The organism is Dellaglioa sp. L3N (assembly GCF_054941095.1).
Genome location: NZ_CM142928.1, coordinates 14,333 through 29,703 on the forward strand (window position 1 = coordinate 14,333; position 15,371 = coordinate 29,703).

General features: G+C 34.1%; 12 protein-coding genes and 1 tRNA gene. 12 read left to right on the forward strand and 1 reads right to left on the reverse strand.

Going from position 1 to position 15,371, the window contains the following annotated elements; all coding sequences use genetic code 11:
• The first annotated feature begins 108 nt into the window (after positions 1-108).
• Positions 109-1,395 carry an adenylosuccinate synthase gene (locus ACVPPR_RS00065; protein WP_462298491.1) on the forward strand — a complete coding sequence of 429 codons (1,287 nt, stop codon included), beginning with the start codon at positions 109-111 and terminating at the stop codon, positions 1,393-1,395.
• A gap of 595 nt (positions 1,396-1,990) precedes the next feature.
• Complete coding sequence (locus ACVPPR_RS00070) at positions 1,991-2,596, forward strand: sugar O-acetyltransferase (RefSeq protein WP_462304262.1); 606 nt, start codon at positions 1,991-1,993, stop codon at positions 2,594-2,596.
• Positions 2,597-2,770: 174 nt separating this feature from the next.
• Here ACVPPR_RS00070 and ACVPPR_RS00075 read toward each other — a convergent pair.
• Positions 2,771-2,843: transfer RNA gene (locus ACVPPR_RS00075), tRNA-Lys, on the reverse strand.
• A 192-nt stretch (positions 2,844-3,035) separates the two neighbouring features.
• Between ACVPPR_RS00075 and yycF the strand changes: the two genes are divergently transcribed.
• From yycF to ACVPPR_RS00125, 10 genes are all read left to right on the forward strand, one after another.
• Entirely contained in the window at positions 3,036-3,746 is a 711-nt protein-coding gene (gene yycF, locus ACVPPR_RS00080) for a response regulator YycF (protein WP_462298488.1), read from the forward strand.
• 21 nt (positions 3,747-3,767) lie between these two features.
• Complete coding sequence (gene walK / locus ACVPPR_RS00085; protein ID WP_462304824.1) at positions 3,768-5,621, forward strand: cell wall metabolism sensor histidine kinase WalK; 1,854 nt, start codon at positions 3,768-3,770, stop codon at positions 5,619-5,621.
• The gene (locus ACVPPR_RS00090; protein ID WP_462298487.1) at positions 5,608-6,930 is read left to right on the forward strand and encodes a YycH family regulatory protein; all 1,323 of its coding nucleotides are present in this window, start codon (positions 5,608-5,610) and stop codon (positions 6,928-6,930) included. Before walK ends, ACVPPR_RS00090 begins: the two co-directional genes overlap by 14 nt.
• A 13-nt stretch (positions 6,931-6,943) precedes the next feature.
• Positions 6,944-7,765: a two-component system regulatory protein YycI gene (locus ACVPPR_RS00095; RefSeq protein ID WP_462304263.1), complete on the forward strand. Its 822-nt coding sequence runs from the start codon at positions 6,944-6,946 to the stop codon at positions 7,763-7,765.
• Between the two features lie 32 nt (positions 7,766-7,797).
• On the forward strand, positions 7,798-8,607 hold the full coding sequence (locus ACVPPR_RS00100) for an MBL fold metallo-hydrolase (RefSeq protein WP_462304264.1): 810 nt from the start codon (positions 7,798-7,800) through the stop codon (positions 8,605-8,607).
• Between the two features lie 114 nt (positions 8,608-8,721).
• On the forward strand, positions 8,722-10,023 hold the full coding sequence (locus ACVPPR_RS00105; protein WP_462304265.1) for a S1C family serine protease: 1,302 nt from the start codon (positions 8,722-8,724) through the stop codon (positions 10,021-10,023).
• A gap of 411 nt (positions 10,024-10,434) precedes the next feature.
• Positions 10,435-10,914, forward strand: a complete 480-nt coding sequence (gene rlmH / locus ACVPPR_RS00110) for a 23S rRNA (pseudouridine(1915)-N(3))-methyltransferase RlmH (RefSeq protein WP_462298483.1) — start codon at positions 10,435-10,437, stop codon at positions 10,912-10,914.
• Positions 10,915-10,973: 59 nt separating this feature from the next.
• Complete coding sequence (locus ACVPPR_RS00115; protein WP_462304266.1) at positions 10,974-12,242, forward strand: hypothetical protein; 1,269 nt, start codon at positions 10,974-10,976, stop codon at positions 12,240-12,242.
• Positions 12,243-12,366: 124 nt separating this feature from the next.
• Positions 12,367-13,602: a M20/M25/M40 family metallo-hydrolase gene (locus tag ACVPPR_RS00120; RefSeq protein WP_462304267.1), complete on the forward strand. Its 1,236-nt coding sequence runs from the start codon at positions 12,367-12,369 to the stop codon at positions 13,600-13,602.
• Positions 13,603-13,863: 261 nt separating this feature from the next.
• Positions 13,864-15,333 (forward strand): MFS transporter, encoded by a 1,470-nt coding sequence (locus ACVPPR_RS00125; RefSeq protein ID WP_462298480.1) that lies wholly within the window; start codon positions 13,864-13,866, stop codon positions 15,331-15,333.
• Positions 15,334-15,371: the final 38 nt, after the last annotated feature.

The window sequence follows — 15,371 nt, forward strand, 5'->3', positions numbered from 1 at the left end:
GAAAATACAATGTTCGTATTTTAGTTGTGTTTTGTTCTCTTTATTGCTACAATATTCTAGGATTGTATTTATGAAATATCAAATATAAATTATGAGGTGGATGAAAATATGTCATCAGTAGTCGTAGTAGGTAGCCAATGGGGCGATGAAGGTAAAGGTAAAATTACAGATTTCTTAAGTCAAAATGCCGATGTTATTGCACGGTATCAAGGTGGCGATAACGCTGGACACACAATTGTATTTGAAGGTAATACTTATAAATTACATTTGATTCCATCAGGTATTTTTTTTGAAGATAAATTGAGTGTCATTGGTAATGGGGTTGTTGTAAATCCTAAGGCCTTGTGTGAAGAACTCGATTATCTGCAAGCACTCGGTATTAAAGGAGATAATTTACGTATTTCTGATCGCGCACATGTCATTCTTCCTTACCATATTCTCCTTGATGGCTTACAAGAAGCTGCTAAGAAGGATGATAAAATTGGGACAACGAATAAAGGTATCGGACCAGCTTATATGGATAAAGCGGCCAGAATCGGTATCAGAATTGCTGATTTAATGGAAAAAGAAATTTTCTCAGCAAAATTAAAAACTAACTTAGAACAAAAAAATCGCGAATTCACAAAATTATATGATCACGAACCACTTGAATTTGATGCTATTTTTGAAGAATATTATGCTTATGGGCAACGTCTTAAAAAATATGTAAGAGATACGTCAGTAATTATTAATGATGCCCTTGATGATGGTAAAAAAGTCTTATTTGAAGGTGCTCAAGGCGTGATGTTAGATATTGATCACGGGACATATCCATTCGTAACATCTTCTAATCCAATAGCTGGTGGTGTAACAACTGGTGCGGGTGTTGGACCTGCTCAAATTAATACAGTTGTGGGTGTCTGCAAAGCCTATACATCACGTGTCGGTGATGGTCCTTTTCCAACTGAATTACTTGATGAAACAGGTGATTTTATCCGTGAAGTTGGCCATGAATATGGTGTGACAACGAAACGTCCACGTCGTATTGGTTGGTTTGATAGTGTTGTCATGAACCATTCTAAACGTGTCTCAGGATTGACTAATCTTTGTTTAAACAGTATTGATGTCTTAACTGGATTAAAAGAACTTAAAATTTGTACAGCCTATGAATTAAATGGTGAAATTATTCATCGTTATCCAGCTAGTTTTAAAGAATTATCTCAATGTAAGCCAGTTTATGAAACGTTACCTGGTTGGACTGAAGATATTACACAAATGAAAACTCTTGCTGAATTACCTGAAAATGCGAGAAATTATGTGAAACGTATTGAAGAAATCGTTGATGTTAAAATTTCGACATTCTCAGTTGGTCCAGATCGTGATCAAACGAATGTTTTAGACGACGTTTGGGCATAAAAATGTTGTAAGCAAGTCTTAACAAATAGTCAAAAAATGAATAATAATACAACAAAGAAGGCGCAAATTTATTTTGCGCCTTCTTTGTTGTATTATTGGTTTGTTGATGTAAAAATAAATTTAAAGGGGGTATTAGACGTGGAGACTTTTATAATAATAATACTTATTATCGCATACATGATAGTTATTGGTAATCGACAGCGGTTAAAAAATCATCACTTAACATATCTGCCTATAATAATCGATGTGTTAATTATATTAGCAATGATTGTCATGATATTAGTTGGTTATAAATCATTCAATACAGAGGCGCTACATGTCATTGAAGTCGCGTTATTATCGCTAATATACGAATTATCGCGTCTCTTTTTGCTGCGAAAATAGGAATAAGAACAACAGCAAAAATTATGATTTAATAGCAAATTATTTTAATCTAACTGGCGTAAGTACTATTTAACTTTATTAATGATTAGCGCGTTAGTCGGAATTATTTTATATCAATTACTTAGTAACTTATTCAAAAAATAATCGGACATCAGAGGCAGGAGTGATATAATTAGGAAAGCGCTTTATAAAATGCTGGAGGGGTAAGTTAATGAGAGACTTAAATGTAGAAGAGATTGAAAGATTAAGTAAGAAAAGTATTGTTGATAAGATTGCGGATGGCGATTGGTATCAGTATGCTAAAGAAGAGATGGCTCAAAAAGTTGTTAAATCAAGTGCACAAATGATTTATAAAATAAATGAGGTTGCTTCACGCGATACGGATGAAGCAGAAAAAATGCTTAAAGAATTTGTACCTGGAATGGCTGAATCTGCTGAAATTTATTTTCCAATATCAACTATTGAATGGCCAGGAAAATTAAAAATAGGGACAGGGAGTTTTATTAATTCAAATTTACAAATTTTAAGTGCGGGTCAAATTACAATTGGAGACCATTGTTTCATTGGGCCTAATTGTCAGTTGTATACACCTAACCACCATCCAATGAATAAAGAATTGCGTCGTGAAGGCTGGCAGTATGATGGTCCAATTACAATTGGGGATGATTGTTGGTTTGGTGGATCGGTTATTATTTTACCTGGTGTTACAATTGGAAGTAATGTTGTCGTGGGTGCTGGAAGTGTTGTGACAAAAGATGTACCAGATAATGTTTTAATTGCGGGAAATCCAGCACGAATGATTAAAAAAATTGGCTAGATAGATAAAATTTAAATTGCTAAACAATTATTATAGTATGGTGACCATTCAGATATTGATTGAATGGTTTTTTTGTTTCACGTGAAACATTTTTATAAAAAAGGGTATAAAAAAAGCACCTAGCCGCAGCTAGATGCTTCAACACATCTTGCGATATGTTGGGTTTGGCACCCATGGGTGGTTAGGGGCTCGAACCCTAGACCCACGGATTAAGAGTCCGTTGCTCTACCAACTGAGCTAACCACCCAAACCATTAATAATAATTCATCAACGTTAAATATGGTATCATATGTTCAAGTAAAAGACAATAACTTTTCAAAAAAGGTTTCTGATGAATTGTTCCTATGTTTGGCAATGTTGGTTGAATAGGCTATAATAATGAGGGTTAAGAAGTTGCACAGAGACTTAATTCTGTAACTTCCTACAAGGAGGATCTTATATGAAGAAAATATTAGTTGTCGACGATGAAAAACCAATTTCTGATATCGTTAAATTTAATTTAACTAAAGAAGGATACGACGTTTATACTGCCTATGACGGTGAAGAAGCGTTAGAACAAGTTAAAGAAGTCGAACCAGATTTGATTTTATTAGATTTAATGTTACCCAAAGTAGATGGTTTGGAAGTTGCTCGTCAAGTGAGAAAAACGTATGATATGCCGATTATTATGGTTACAGCAAAAGATGGGGAAATTGATAAAGTGTTGGGCTTAGAATTAGGTGCCGATGATTATGTCACTAAACCATTCTCTAATCGTGAATTGGTAGCCAGAGTTAAAGCTAATTTAAGAAGACAAAAAACAATTGAGAGTGTTCAAGTTGAAGAACAACCTCAAAATAGTGAAATACAAGTCGGTCAATTAACAATCCATCCAGAAGCTTACATGGTGTCAAAACATGACGAAAAGATTGAATTAACACATCGTGAGTTTGAATTACTTCACTACTTAGCACAACATTTGGGTCAAGTGATGACAAGGGAACATTTATTACAAACAGTTTGGGGTTACGATTATTTTGGTGACGTCAGAACGGTTGATGTTACGATGCGTCGTTTAAGAGAAAAAGTTGAAGATAATCCAAGTCATCCCGAATGGTTAGTAACACGTCGTGGTGTTGGTTATTATATGAAAAATCCAGATTCAGAATAGAGTGGGAGAATAACGATGAAAATGAATCAAAAAATTCGTTTTTTTAAATCTATTCAATTTAAAATAGCCCTCATTTTTGCGTTATTGCTTTTAATAACGTTAGAAATTGTCGGGGCTTATTTTGTTAGGCAATTAGAGCAACAGAATTTAAATGCATTTAAGCAACAAGTCCAATTGCCCACATATATTACAAATTCGATTACGAAAGATTTAACGAAAACAAATACTGCAACCGGTAGTAAAGATATCAAAAAGATATTGGAAGATGTCAGTAATTCAAGTATCACAGAAATCCGAGTAATTGATAGTAAAGGTACAATTCGTGGGAGTAGTGATTTTAATAATCAGGCTGTTGTTGGTCAAAAAACGACGGATGCAACCATTAAGCAAGTGTTATATACGCCTAAGACGTTTGAAAAGAATATTTATGATGGCTCTAACGATAAACGTTATTATGTGTCGATTGTACCGTTAGTTAGTACCGTTGGTAATACAACGACTACAGTGGGTGTCACATATGTTAAAGCTAATCTTGAGAGTTTATATTCAAATATCAATGATATCACCGTTATCTTTGTATCGGCGTCTGTTTTTGCGGCAATATTGGTTCTTTTAATAACAATAGTTATTTCCCGGGCAATAACACGACCTATAGAAGAGATGAAGAAGCAAACAATTCGGATTTCTCGTGGTGATTATTCGGGTAAAGTCCATGTGTATTCTAATGATGAATTGGGCCAATTAGCCGACGCAGTTAATAACTTGTCAGTTCGTGTTGAAGAGGCACAAGAATCATCTGAGGCTGAACGACGTCGATTAGATAGCGTTTTATCACACATGACAGATGGTGTGATTGCGACTGATCGTCGTGGAAATGTCATCATTATGAATGAAGCTGCTACTAATTTATTAAGTAGAGATGAAGATAAATCAATTGGCCAATCTATTCTGGACGTCCTCGATTTACGTAAGCAGTATACGTTACGTGATTTATTGGAAAACCAAGATGAAATTATGATTGATTTATCTGACGTTGAACATGCGCAAATATTAAATGCGTACTTCTCATTAATTCAGAGAGAGTCTGGCTTTATTAGTGGACTCGTCTGTGTCTTACATGATGTTACAGAACAACAAAAAATTGAGCGTGAACGTGAAAGCTTTGTTTCTAATGTCTCTCATGAGTTAAGGACGCCTCTAACGAGTATGAAGAGTTATATTGAAGCGTTAAATGATGGCGCATGGAAAGATCCAGAAGTTGCACCTGGCTTCTTAAAAGTCACACAGGATGAAACAGAACGTATGATGCGTATGATTAACGATTTACTTAATTTATCACGAATGGATTCGGGAACATCTAAGTTGGAACTTGAATTGGTTAATTTGAATGAATTATTCAGTTATGTTTTGGATAGATTCGATATGATGATTAGTACTGATGATGGGTCCAAAAAAAGATATTCAATTAAGCGTGACTTTACTAAACGTGATTTATGGGTTGAGTTAGACACGGATAAGATTGTTCAAGTGATTGATAATATTATGAATAATGCGATTAAATATTCACCAGATGGTGGCGAAATTACTTGTCGTTTATTGGAGACACATAAGCACGTTATCTTGAGTATCTCTGATGAAGGTCTTGGTGTACCTAAGAAGGATTTAGCCCATATTTTTGATCGCTTTTTCCGTGTTGATAAAGCACGATCAAGAGCTCAAGGTGGGACTGGACTTGGTTTAGCCATTTCGAAAGAAGTTGTCGAAATGCATAAGGGTAAGATTTGGTTAGATAGCTCAGAGGGCAAAGGTTCAACTTTCTATATTTCATTGCCTTATGAATCATATGAGGAGGACCTGTGGGATGAAATTGAATAAATTTATTTTACCAACAATCTTATTTTTATTAGTTATGACAAGTATTGGTCTATCATGGGTCATTTGGACAAATTCGACGTGGAATGGGAAAAATGAATCAACAAATTCCACCAATTCAACACCTCAGACAGAGTTAACGAAAAGTACGAAGTTAAGTGAAGTATATGAACCAACATCTGTTATCTATAATGATCAACAAGGACAAAATGTGTTATATAGTGAAAAGGTTAATATTATTGCAAATATTCAAAAGAAAATGCGCAAGTGGCAGGAAAAGTCTATTTCTGAAGTGCCAGTTAAAAATAAAAATGCGTATTTGGCTTTTTTGAATACTAAAAATCAATTGGTACTTAGCTATTCGGATGAAATTACGATTGGTTTGTTTAATCAAGTATTCAATCAACAGAATAAGAATTATAAAAATCGCTCTATTAATAGAATCGTTATTCCTCATAATAGTAAAAAAAGTATCTATTTATTGAGTGATAAAGATAAAAAAGTGTATGAAATTTCTTTAAGTAAGTCATACAGTCGAGACAAAATGATCGATAATGCCGTACAAGGCAAGACATTATCGCAATTGCCAGTTACCTTTAAGCTACATAATGATAATATCTTTATGTACTATAACCAAGATTTTAAAATTGCGCGTTTCCGTTACTTAGTGGATAAACAAACGGCAAGCAAGTACGTCGCTAATTTATTGGGACAAACGGATGGTTCATCCGTTAACATTAAGGAAAGTAAGAAGACAAGTACTTATTATGATGGTTCTAATCGACAATTGACGGTTCAAAATGCGACCAATTTAGTGTCATTTGAAGATGATAAAGGCTCAGACACTAAACCAAAAACAAATCGTGAAACAGCTTTAAAGAAAGGGTATACGAGTATTAAAGCGACGGGTATCGGATTAGATAATATTCATTTTTATCACTTTGATAGTCATACTATGACGACAACATTTAGGAGTTATATTGAAGGTTTCCCAATCTTCAATCAGACTAAACATGGCGCAATTGAAGTTGAGGAAATGGCTAATGGTGGGCATAAAATAGATTTCTCATTATTAACGTTACAAATTGCTGTTCCATCTGGAAAAGCGGATGTTACGCTGCCAAGTACAGAAAAAGTGCTGAATAATTTAATTAATGCAGGATATAAAGACGCGAATATTTCAGATATTCAAATGGGTTATCGTTGGGTCTCAAGTTCTGATTCTGATTTGGTGGTTAGTTTATCGCCAACTTGGTATATCTGTTATAAAAATGAATGGAAAAGCTATGCTGAACTATTACAAACAAATTAAGGAGGTGGATTAATTGGATTTTAAACGAATTGAGATTATTTTTATTATTGTTTTTCTTGGTTTGAATATCTTTTTATTCACCTCGTTACGGCAAAATCAGCAAATTGAAATTTCCAGCAATTCTTCAGTTGGGACGACAAAAACAGATACAACACTTAAAGAAATGCAAGAAGATAATATTAAATATGGGCATGTCTCAGGTAAAAAAGGGTTGGGCGTGTATATGTCTAACAAAACGTCTGATTCGTTAGACAAGGATAGGAATCAGTTGCAAGATCAAGCGACAATGTATAAAGATAATACATTGTCAGGTAATTTTGTGACACCAATCAGTGTCTTAGATGGTATGAATCCAAGTAAAACAATTGATAAGGCGATTTTAAGTAATCATAAATTAATTTTACATGGCTCTGACTATCGTTATAATGCTAGCCTTTCAACTGATAAAGATCTGGTATATTCACAAGTTGTCTATAATAAAATGGTTTTTTCAGATGTTGGATTAATTAAATTTACAATTAAAAATAATAAAATTACGGGATATTCGCAGACGTATATGGCAAAAACTGAAAAATTACGTGAAAATGAGTCAATTATTAGCCAACGACAAGCAATCCTGATATTGTATCAATATAATCAACTTGCAAGTAAGAGCCAGGTTAAATGGTCTAAGCTAGGTTACGCAGAGTTGCTTAGTTTAGATAAAAAATATAGTGTCTACATTCCCGTTTGGATAGTCGCCATTAAAAATTCAAGCAATGGTTCGATACAGTATAAACAAGTTAATGCATTTTCAGGGTCAATTATGAAAGATAGTAGTGATGTTTTAAATTAAACAATAGTAAAGGATAGAGGCGTAGACGATTAATGAATGAAGAGACAGACGATCTGAAGATTAGTGTTCTCGCAAGTGGTAGTGCGGGAAATGTCACTTATATTGAAACGCCTAAGCATAAAGTACTTGTAGACGCTGGGTTAAGTGGTAAAAAAATTGCGAATTTAATGACTGATATTGGTCGAGATATTAACGATGTCGATACATTATTCGTGACACATGAACATACTGATCATGCGAAGGCTGCTGGTATTTTGGCTCGTAAATATGATATGAACGTGTACGCGAATAAATTGACATGGGATGCTATGGCACATACTGTCGGGAAAATTCCTGTTGAGAAAAAGCATATTTTTGACATGGGTAAAGTGATGACCTTTGATGATTTAGATGTTGAAAGTTTTGGCGTTTCTCATGATGCTGCTGCGCCACAATTTTATCAATTTCACCATAATGATAAATCATTTGTGATTTTAACGGATACAGGCTATGTCTCAGAGAATGTGCAAGGGATTATTTCTGATGCGGATGCTTATCTGTTTGAATGTAATCATGATATTGAAATGTTACGGATGGGTGGCTATCCATGGTCATTAAAGCAACGTATTTTGGGTGACAAAGGTCATTTATCAAATGAAGATGGAGCCGATGCGTTGATGAATGTTATGGGTAATCGGACAAAAAAAATCTTCTTGGGTCATCTTAGTAAGGATAACAATATGAAAGCGTTGGCTCATTTAACTGTTGAATCAACGATGAAAGAACATGATTTGGCAGTGGGTGGCGACTTTAACGTGTTCGATACAGATCCAGAAAAAGCCACAAAATTAGTTGTTTTATAAGAATAATCTTTTTTTCGAAATTTGTTCATAAATAGTTCACAATTAACCGTTACTCTTAATAGAGTAAAGACTACGTTAAAAGGGGGTAGCGACAAATGTGTCGCGCATATAAAAATGTCAAATGAAAAGAAAACAGGATTTGGTTTAGGTAAAACGGTTGTTACAGCTCTAATTGCAGGATTAGTTGGTGGTGGAATTGCATTTGGTGGTTACGCATTTTATCAAAATAATAATAGTAGCGACAATGGTGCAATTACAACAGCTTCAAATAAATCAGGCACAACAAAAGTAACAAACGTTAGTGTTAAATCAAGTAATCAATCGTCAAAGGCTTTTGCTAAAGTTAAGAGTTCTGTTGTTTCAGTGATTTCATATACGAAATCAAATAGTTCAAGTAGTCGTTTAACTGATTTATATGGCGCAACAGGTGATTCTTCTGCGTCAACAAAAGAGTCAGAATCGAGTGAAGGTTCTGGTGTCATTTACAAAAAATCAGATGGCAATGCCTATATCGTAACGAATAACCACGTTATCTCTGGCGCAAGTAAAGTTGAAGTTTTATTGAGTAATGGTAAAAAATTAAGTGCTAAGATTGTCGGTAAAGATGCGGTTACGGATTTAGCTGTTTTGAAAATTTCAGCAAAAGATGTGACCCAAATTGCAACATTTGGTGATTCTGATAATATTACGGTTGGTGAAACGGCATTAGCTATTGGGTCGCCACTTGGATCTGACTACGCAACGTCGTTGACTCAAGGGATTATCTCAGCTAAAAAGCGGACAATTGATGTGACAAACGATTCTGGTGTTAAAACGGGTCAAGCAACGGTTATTCAAACGGATGCGGCCATTAACCCAGGTAATTCAGGTGGTCCATTAATTAATACGTCTGGTCAAGTGATTGGAATTAATTCAATGAAATTGGCAAGTACAGCAACAGAATCATCAAGTTCTAGTGAATCATCAACTGCTGTTGAAGGAATGGGATTTGCTATTCCAAGTAACGAAGTTGTGTCTATTATTAATCAATTAGTTGCTAATGGGAAAGTTAAACGTCCCGCATTAGGTATTTCATTAATTGATTTAACGTATGTTTCAGCAAGTGATCAAAAGAGTGTCTTGAAATTACCAACAAGCGTTACTTCAGGGATTGTCGCTGTTAAAATTAATAGTGGCTCACCTGCTAAGAATGCTGGCATTAGTAAATATGATGTTATCGTAAAATTGGGCGGTAAAAAAGTAACTGATATTTCAAGTTTACGAGAAGTTTTATACGAGCATAAAATTGGTGATACGGTAGCTGTTGAATTTTACCATAACGGTAAATTAGAAAAAGCTAACATAAAATTAACTTTAGAAGCAACAGATTCAAATACAAGTACGAGCACAACAAGTCAGTCATCATCAGCACAATAATTAAAGATGAAATATCCGTAAATGAGTCAATATTTACGGATATTTTTTTATTTTAAATGAACAGTGTGCATAACTAAGTGGATAGATATTTTGGTGGGTGTGCTTAACAAGGTGAAAGGTTACTGGTAAGGGACTTGTTTGATTAATCAGTTATGCACATTTAATTGCGTAAGCTGTGCTTAACTTTTATTTTTTTTGATATTATTATTAAATAAAGGCTGATATAGCAGTGTATAAAGCGTATAATTAAGAAATATTAAAGACATTGAATCTGTGCATAACTAAAATAGTGTTGACAAATGGGTCACAAATAAATGTAGTGACGAACATATATTCTCCGCAATATGTAGTGTTTCAAATTGTGTATATGTGCATAACTTTGTGTATAACTTGTGAAAAAGGTGGAAAATGATGAATATTAAGATTATTGGTGTCGGTAAGTTAAAAGAAAAATATCTCAAACAAGGGATTGAAGAGTATGCAAAACGGCTAAGTAAGTTTTGTAAATTTGAAATTGTTGAAGTTAGTGATGAAAAAGCACCTGAGAAATTAAGTCCAGCAGAAATGATTGAGGTTAAGGGTAAAGAAGGTGACCGTATTCTTGGTAAGATTAAGGATAAAGAGTACGTTTATGCGTTGGCTATTTTGGGCAAGGAGCGTACCTCTGAAGATTTTGCTAAGGAGATTGCTGATCTTGGAACTTATGGCCATTCAGATATTACGTTTGTCATTGGTGGCTCGTTAGGATTAAGCGATGACGTGTTAAAACGTGCCAATACACAGATATCATTTGGTAAGTTTACATTGCCCCATCAATTGATGCGTATGATTTTGACTGAACAAGTCTATCGGGGGTTCATGATTAACGCGGGTAGTCCGTATCATAAATAGTAGAACGAGTTACCGTAATTAAAAAAAATCAATAAAATATATTTGACGGGGTGAATGTTTTGCGCAAGAAATTATTTTTACCAATGTTAAATCTTTTTTCCAATATAGATACGATGTTACCGTATCTTATTTTTTATAGTATTTATGCTTTCCAAAGTAGAACGAGTGCATTTTTGATTCCATTAGCTATTCTGTATACGTTTAGAGGTGTGGGAATGTTTTTAACGCCTTTCTTTTCAATGAGTCATTACCAAATGATCCTCTTTTCTACAATTTTTAATTGTTTTGGATTTTTTCTGGGAGGGCTAAATCCAAGTAACGTGACAATGCTTGGTATAAGTGGACTATTTTTAGGAATTGGTTCAAGTTGGTCTTGGCCCTTTTTCTTATCCATCAAGGAACGTGATTCGATTAAATTGAAAAAAATGGACTGGCTCAGCAGTCTTATTTTTTTCATATTTGTTGGAGGACTGTTATATTACGCCAACACTAATGGATACTATCAAATTCTTTTCTTTGTTTTAGCTATCTTAAATTTATTTTTAGCTTTGAATTTAAAGTTACTTTTATCAGAAAATATAAGTGCTGCGCCTGATGTTAAAAAACCAAATAAAAAAATTCTAATAGGGTATCTTTTCTTTGTTTTTATCGCAAGTTTATTTTTCTTTATCGCAAAATTCATTAGAGCGGAATTTATAAATAGAAGCGGTGAAATGCTGATTTTTGCTAGTATTTTGATTTTTTTAATCGCTATAATTTATATTTTATTGAAAAATAAATTATTTAGAGAGAATTATTTAGCGATTAACAGAGGAGTCATGCTGAATTATGTCCTGTTATATGCACCATTTTTCTCGATGACTTATTTCCATTTAAATGCTATTATTCCTATCTATATCATTTATATTATTGGTTTTGAGTTAGGGATGATGACTACTGGGAAATGGGCTGATTACCGAAAGTATGTCTTGATTATTGCGCTCTGTTTAACGTTTACGCAAGTAAGTTTTTATTTAGGAATTTTACTAATTGCTTACTATATCGGGTTAGAGAATCAATTAGTGAATGAAAGCTTTAGAAAAATTCAATTTCAAAATAATCAGGCGTTCGTATTAAAATATCAATTGTCTGGAATAGGGAATCTACTGCAACAATTATTCTATATGCTGCTTGTTATAGGCTTTTCAATAGTAGCTAAAACATCCTTAGTAACATTCTTTTCAAGTTCGGCAATAACGAACCAGCACTTATTAGCCGGAATTTATCTCATTCACACGATAGTAACGGTTAATATTATTTTTTGGACAATTATCTGTGATAAAAAGTAGAAAGTTCTAAAACCTTTTTTGGCTGTCAGTGATAGAGTTCTAGCACCACTAACAGACATTGTAGAGCTAAAGAAATGTTATAATAGGCTTGTAAAAAAATAACGATGATTGTGGGGGGATTTATTTGAAAAAAGAAGAAGAAATAAGCTTGTTAAAAGATTTAGTTGCGTTGAATACTGAAAATGACCATGAAGAATTAGTCGCAGATTACTTAAAAGAATTATTTGAAAAACATGGTATTAAGAGTGAAAAAATAGTAAGCGCGCCTAACAGAGCCAATTTAATTGTAGAAATTGGTGCAAAAAGAGCAGATGGTAAATTGCTTGGTTTTACAGGACATGCAGATGTTGTCTCAGCTGGCGATAGTGCGGCATGGGATACTAATCCATTTGAATTAACAATTAAAGAAGGTAAAATGTTCGGCCGTGGCACAACTGATATGAAAGCTGGATTAGCTGGTCAAGTAATCGCTATGATTGAACTGCATGAAGATCCTCATTTTGATGGACATATTCGTTTGATCGTTACTGTCGGTGAAGAAGTAGGGATGGCAGGATCTAAACAACTTGCTGAATTGGGTTATGCTGATGATTTATCAGCGCTTATTGTCGGAGAACCCTCTAATACTAGTTCTAAACCTGTATTAGACTACTTCATTAAAAATCAATTACTTGTTTTACCTGACGGAAGCCCAGCTGAATTCAGTCGGCATGCTATTTATTCTGCACATAAAGGCTCAATTGATATTGATATTACTTTTGAAGGCGTTTCAGCACATAGTTCAACACCACAACTTGGACTCAATGCGATTGATTTCTTAATTGAATATTGGAAACAACAAAATGAGTATGCAAAAACTTTAATTAAAGACGAATATGAAAATAATCTATTAGGTCATACAATTGTTGTTAATACAATGATTAATGGGGGCGACCAACCTAATACTGTCCCAGGATTTGCCACAATGCATGTTAAGTTTAGAACGGTTCCTGAATATTCAAATAACAAAATTATTTCAGATATTCAAGGGATAATTGATCAACTTAATGCAAATTTTGAGCAGCCTCGTTATGGGTTTAAAATTACAGAAAATAACTTACCTGTTTACGTTGAGCCAACGGAACCTTTAGTAAAAATGGCTCAAGATGTCTATAAGGATATTTGGAATGAAAATAGTTTAGTTATTGGTGCTACTGGTGGAACAGATGCAACCTCATTTATAGGTCATAATCTTAAAATGCCAGTGGTTATTTTAGGACCAGGTAACGAAAGTGCACATCAAATTAATGAATATGTATTAGAACAGGATTATTTAGATTACATTCAAATTTATAAAAAACTTGCTCAAAAATTTTTTTGAGTAAGTTTATATTTTAAACTTTGGTGTCTTTACAAAAACAGTTATATTGTAATAAAAAATTGAAGACTTATTAATTGACAAAGACCTATTTTCGAACTTTTATCGGAGATAGGTTTTTTTGTTTGAAATTAGGCATTTTCTAGTAATGAACCCTTTGAAAGTTATCGATTAAAAATTTTTTCTTGCTTTAGAGTTCACTCAAAGGCGTATAGTTATAAATAGGATAATCATTTTGAGTGAGTCGCATAAAAAGGAGAAGTTATGAACAAAAGGAATCTAATTATCGTCACCATAGCCTTGCTGCTATCTAATACAATGGCCGGTCTCGATGGAACAATTATTAATACCGCGTTACCTTCAATTGTCAGCGATTTGCACGGCATCCAATATATGGGGTGGATTGTTGCCGTCTTTCTATTGGGGATGGCAGTTGCCACACCACTTTGGAGTAAATTGGGGGAACGAATCGGAAATCGTGGTGCGTATCAATTAGCGACTTTATTATTTGCAGTTGGTGCTATTTTTCAAGCAATATCAGGTAATATTGTCTTTTTCCTAGTTGCGCGAGCAGTTATGGGTATTGGTGCTGGAGGGATGAATACAATTCCCTTTATCATCTATGCTGATATCTATGAGAATATCAAGAAACGGTCGCAAGTGATTGGTTATGCAACTGCCAGTTATAGTATTGCTTCAATTATTGGCCCCTTAATTGGTGGTTGGATTGTTGATACTTTTAGTTGGCATTGGGTTTTCTATATTAACGTCCCAATTGCGTTTATTTCGATTATATCAATTCAATTTTTCTTCAAAGAAAAAATTAAAAAACGTCAAAAAGGTAATATTGACTACTTGGGTGCTGGTATGATGATTGTCAGTTTAGTGACATTATTAACGGGGATTCAAATGATTGGTGTTGGTTCAACGGGGCTAATTGCTGGCTTAATCATCGCCGGAATTGTATTACTTGGCGTCTTATTTAAAGTTGAAGATAAAGCGATTGATCCCATTATTCCAAATCGATTATTTAAAAATAAGAAATTGATTGTTGATTTTATTTTGTTTGCTCTTTTATGGGGTGCATTTATCTCATTTAACATTTATATTCCGATGTGGGCGCAAGGCCTGCTTGGTATGAGTGCATTAATTGGAGGCGCCACGCAAATTCCAGGAGCAATGACCAATTTGGTTGGTTCATTGACAGGACCAACGATGACGCCACGTTTAGGCAAATATCGTGTTATTACAATTGGAACGATTAGTTTTATTGTTTCTTTTGTAGGGATGTTATTTGTTGGTGTCACAATACCTCTTTGGTATCTTTTGTTAATGGGTGCTTTTGAAGGATTTGGGTTAGGGATGTGTTTCAATGTGCTGCAACTTAGCGTTCAGCAAGATGCTGAAAGTCGAGACGTGCCAATAGCGACTTCATTTGCCTACTTGTTACGTATTTTAAGTCAAACATTTATGTCATCAATTTATGGTGTTGTCCTCAATAATGCATTATCAAAAGGGATTCAGCAATCTCATGGCAAAATTTCGATGGCTATGTTAAATAAATTAAGCGATTCAAAAAGTGTTTCAGCACTTCCTGAGAAATTATTGCCCGCAATGCGCCAAATCATGTACGAAGGCTTACATAATATTATGTTAATTGCGACATTGTTATTAGTTGCTGTTTTAATATTTAACTTGTGGGTTCAAGCACGAGTAAAAAAACAAACGATTTAAAAAAGTTAATGCTCGGATGTTGATTCGTTTTCAAAACC

Coding starts and splice junctions, on each gene's coding strand:
- ACVPPR_RS00065 (WP_462298491.1), top strand. CDS start 109: ATGTCATCAGTAGTCGTAGTAGGTAGCCAATGGGGCGATGAAGGTAAA.
- ACVPPR_RS00070 (WP_462304262.1), top strand. CDS start 1,991: ATGAGAGACTTAAATGTAGAAGAGATTGAAAGATTAAGTAAGAAAAGT.
- yycF (WP_462298488.1), top strand. CDS start 3,036: ATGAAGAAAATATTAGTTGTCGACGATGAAAAACCAATTTCTGATATC.
- walK (WP_462304824.1), top strand. CDS start 3,768: ATGAATCAAAAAATTCGTTTTTTTAAATCTATTCAATTTAAAATAGCC.
- ACVPPR_RS00090 (WP_462298487.1), top strand. CDS start 5,608: ATGAAATTGAATAAATTTATTTTACCAACAATCTTATTTTTATTAGTT.
- ACVPPR_RS00100 (WP_462304264.1), top strand. CDS start 7,798: ATGAATGAAGAGACAGACGATCTGAAGATTAGTGTTCTCGCAAGTGGT.
- ACVPPR_RS00105 (WP_462304265.1), top strand. CDS start 8,722: ATGTCAAATGAAAAGAAAACAGGATTTGGTTTAGGTAAAACGGTTGTT.
- rlmH (WP_462298483.1), top strand. CDS start 10,435: ATGAATATTAAGATTATTGGTGTCGGTAAGTTAAAAGAAAAATATCTC.
- ACVPPR_RS00125 (WP_462298480.1), top strand. CDS start 13,864: ATGAACAAAAGGAATCTAATTATCGTCACCATAGCCTTGCTGCTATCT.